The organism is Mesorhizobium sp. M7A.F.Ca.CA.003.01.2.1 (assembly GCF_003998945.1).
Taxonomy (GTDB): Bacteria; Pseudomonadota; Alphaproteobacteria; order Rhizobiales; family Rhizobiaceae; genus Mesorhizobium; species Mesorhizobium ciceri.
On sequence record NZ_RZRA01000634.1, the window covers coordinates 1 to 3,399 of the forward strand.

The 3,399-nt window shown below is 61.5% G+C and carries 3 protein-coding genes; all 3 read right to left on the reverse strand.

The annotated features are described in order from the left end of the window. Positions 1-699: ABC transporter ATP-binding protein (locus tag EN969_RS22650; protein WP_164758426.1), on the reverse strand; the 699-nt coding region annotated here is incomplete at its 3' end. A gap of 84 nt (positions 700-783) precedes the next feature. Continuing rightward, entirely contained in the window at positions 784-1,881 is a 1,098-nt protein-coding gene (locus EN969_RS22655) for a polyamine ABC transporter substrate-binding protein (RefSeq protein ID WP_013530248.1), read from the reverse strand. 340 nt (positions 1,882-2,221) lie between these two features. After that, a complete protein-coding gene (locus EN969_RS22660) occupies positions 2,222-3,172 on the reverse strand; it encodes a DMT family transporter (RefSeq protein ID WP_063170073.1) in 951 nt (316 codons plus the stop codon). Positions 3,173-3,399: the final 227 nt, after the last annotated feature.

The following is a 3,399-nucleotide window of genomic DNA, read 5'->3' on the forward strand; positions in this document are numbered from 1 at the left end:
CTGCATCACCTCGCCCTTGTCGATGATGGCGATGCGATCGGCCATGGTCATCGCCTCTTCCTGGTCGTGGGTGACGACGACGAAGGTCAGGCCGAGATTCTGCTGCAGGTCCATCAGTTCGAACTGCGTCTCTTCGCGCAGCTTCTTGTCCAACGCGCCGAGCGGCTCGTCGAGCAGCAGCACCTTCGGCCGCTTGGCGACCGAGCGGGCGAGCGCGACGCGCTGGCGCTGGCCGCCGGACAGTTGATGCGGCTTGCGCTTGGCGAACTGCTCGAGCTTGACCAGCTTCAGCATCTCGGCAACGCGCGATGCGATTTCGGGCTTCGGCATGCCGTCCTGCTTGAGGCCGAAGGCGATGTTGTTCTCGACCGTCATATGCGGGAACAGCGCATAGGACTGGAACATCATGTTGACCGGCCGCCGGTAGGGCGGGATGCCGCGCAGATCCTGGCCATCGAGCAGAATGCGGCCGGCTGTCGGCTCCTCGAAGCCGGCGAGCATCCTGAGCAGCGTCGACTTTCCACAACCGGAAGCACCGAGCAGCGCGAAGAACTCGCGCTCGAAGATGGTCAGAGACAGATTGTTGACGGCGGTGAAGTCACCGAACTTCTTGGTGACGTTGTCGAACTGGATGTACGGCTTGGCGTTCGGGTCGTTCCACGGTGCAAAATCCCTGCGGATGCTGCCAAGCGATTTCATGTCCCACTCCGTCCTGATTTTCTTGCTTCTTGCCCCAGGTAAAAACGGTCCCGGCAGGTGGCTGCCGGGACCGTGTCGGATTGCTTACTGGCCGGTGACGATCTTGGTCCAGGTGCGCGTGATGACGCGCTGGGTCTTGGGATCGTATGGCGAGACGGTGTAGAGCTTCTTTATGGTCTCGGCATCGGGATAAACCGAGGGATCCTCCAACAGTGCCTTGTCGACGAATTGCTGCGAAGCCTTGTTGCCGTTTGCGTAGAGCACGTAGTTCGACGACTTGGCGATAACTTCCGGCTTCATCATGTAGTTGATGAACTCGAGCGCCTCCGCGACATGCGGCGCGTCGGCAGGGATCGCCATCTGGTCGAACCACATCTGCGCACCCTCCTTCGGCACGGAATAGCCGATCTCGACGCCCTGCTTGGCCTCGACCGCGCGGTTGCGGGCCTGGAACACGTCACCCGACCAGCCGACGGCCAGGCAGATATCGCCGTTGGCGAGCGCGTTGATGTATTCGGAGGAATGGAACTTCCTGATATAAGGTCGGACCTTGAGCAAGGTCTCCTCGGCCTTGGCGATATCGTCGGGCGATGTGCTGTTCGGGTCGAGGCCGAGATATTTCAGTGCAGCCGGAATGATGTCGGCCGGCGAGTCCAGCACGTAGACGCCGCAGTCCTTCAGTTTGGCCAGGCTGTCGGGGTTGAAGAAGACATCCCAGCTGTCGATCTTGTCGGTGCCGAGTGCCGCCTGCACCTTCTTGATGTTGTAGCCGATGCCGACCGTGCCCCACATGTAGTTGACCGAGTATTCGTTGCCGGGGTCGTACTTGGCCGTGCGTTCCGAAACCGTATCCCACATGTTGGAAATGTTGGGCAGCTTCGACTTGTCGAGCTTCTGGAACACGCCGGCCTGGATCTGGCGCGCAAGGAAATTGCCGCTGGGCACGACGACGTCATAGCCGCTGCCGCCGGCAAGCAGCTTGGTCTCAAGGATTTCGTTGGAATCGAAGGTATCATAGACGACCTTGATGCCGGTTTCCTTGGTGAAATCGTCGATGATCGAACTGTCGATGTAGTCCGACCAGTTGAAGACGTTGACGACACGATCTTCGGCGTGACCGCCGACGGTGAAAAATGTCAGGAATGCCGACGTTGCCGAAAGCCAGAGCGCTTTGCGGATCATGCTATTCTCCTTTGATGAGTGTTCCTTCACCGGCTCGTCGCGACATCAGCGCGACCGGCATTTTCTTCAGACTATTGAGCTTTCCAAGGGGCGACAAGCGCGAACTGCCGAGACCATGCAGGCGGTTCGATGAGATGGTTGGATGCCCCTGAGGCGGCCTGGGAGGCGTGCCAATACCGTCAGAGGCTTTCGCCATGGCGCGGGCAGAGATACGACGATATGGTCCGGTCCCGATCGGACCGGCTGGGAGACTTGGCAAGATACGCCTGTCTTGTTGTTGCCGTATTCCCAGCCTGCCCGTGCCGCAGCGACGTTGTCAATGGCAAAGCTGCAGGCCGCTTCAATTAGGTGACGGCACCCCGGTGACCCCTGCGCGTTCGGGCCTTGCCTGGCGCTTGAATTCGAGCCCGATATGGACGAGCAGCGCCGTGACCACAACCGCGCCGCCGATGATGGTGCGCCCCGACGGCACCTCGGAATGAATGAGCCAGACCCATATCGGGCCGAGGATCGGCTCGAACGTGCCGAGCAGCGCCGCGATGGCCGCCGGGATCAGTCGCGCGCCGGTGGCGAAGAAGGCCAGGCCGAGGCCGAGATTGACCACGCCGAAGGCAAACAGAAAGCCCATGTCACTGACAGATACGGTGAGGGTCGATGCCTGCGAGACGGCAAAGCCGGCCGCGAGCATGGTGCCGAGGCACGTCGCCGGCGTCATGCGCACGCCGGAGAACCGCCGGGTGATGACGGTGGCGACTGAAAACATGACCGCGATCAACAGCGCCAGCCCATCGCCTATGGGCGAGACGGCGCCATCGAGCGATTCCGACACCATGATGGCGACGCCGGTGATGACGGCGGCGATTGCCACCCAGGTCGCGACACCAACCCTTTCGCGAAACAATGCCCAAGCAAACAGCGCCGCCAGCAACGGCACGCCTGCCTGCATCAAAAGGATGTTAGCGACGGTGGTGTAGGCGAGCGCCACGACGAAGGCGGTCGATGCCGTGGCAAAGCAGATCCCGACGGCAAGGCCGGGCAACCCCATGTCACGGAACAGCTTCAGCATGCCACGCCAGCCGTCACGCCAAACCATGAAGCAGACCAGGAAGGCGGCTGCCCACACGGATCGCCAGAAAATGACCGTCCAGCTGTCACCGACAGTGATGAAGCGGGCGATGGCGCCGCCGAAACTCCACATCAGCGCCGACAGGAAGACCAAAAGCATGCCGACGCGCTCCTCGCGCGGCGAGACGGCTGGCGATGCGACGATCGGCGATGCGGTATCGATCATGGCTGCCACTGTCGGGCTCTTGTGGACGGGACGATGCGCAAGGGACGACAAAAAGATGCTCTGTTGGCGTAACGCAAAGGCGCAGGCCGGAACTGAGCCAGCGGCCGCCGACAATTGTGGCACCTTCCTCCATTTCAGAAGAACACGGCGTCACTGAAAATCGAAAGCACTCAGGCCCGTCACCATCTCGTCGAGGCCGAGCGGGCGCGTCACCGGCGGTTCTGCCC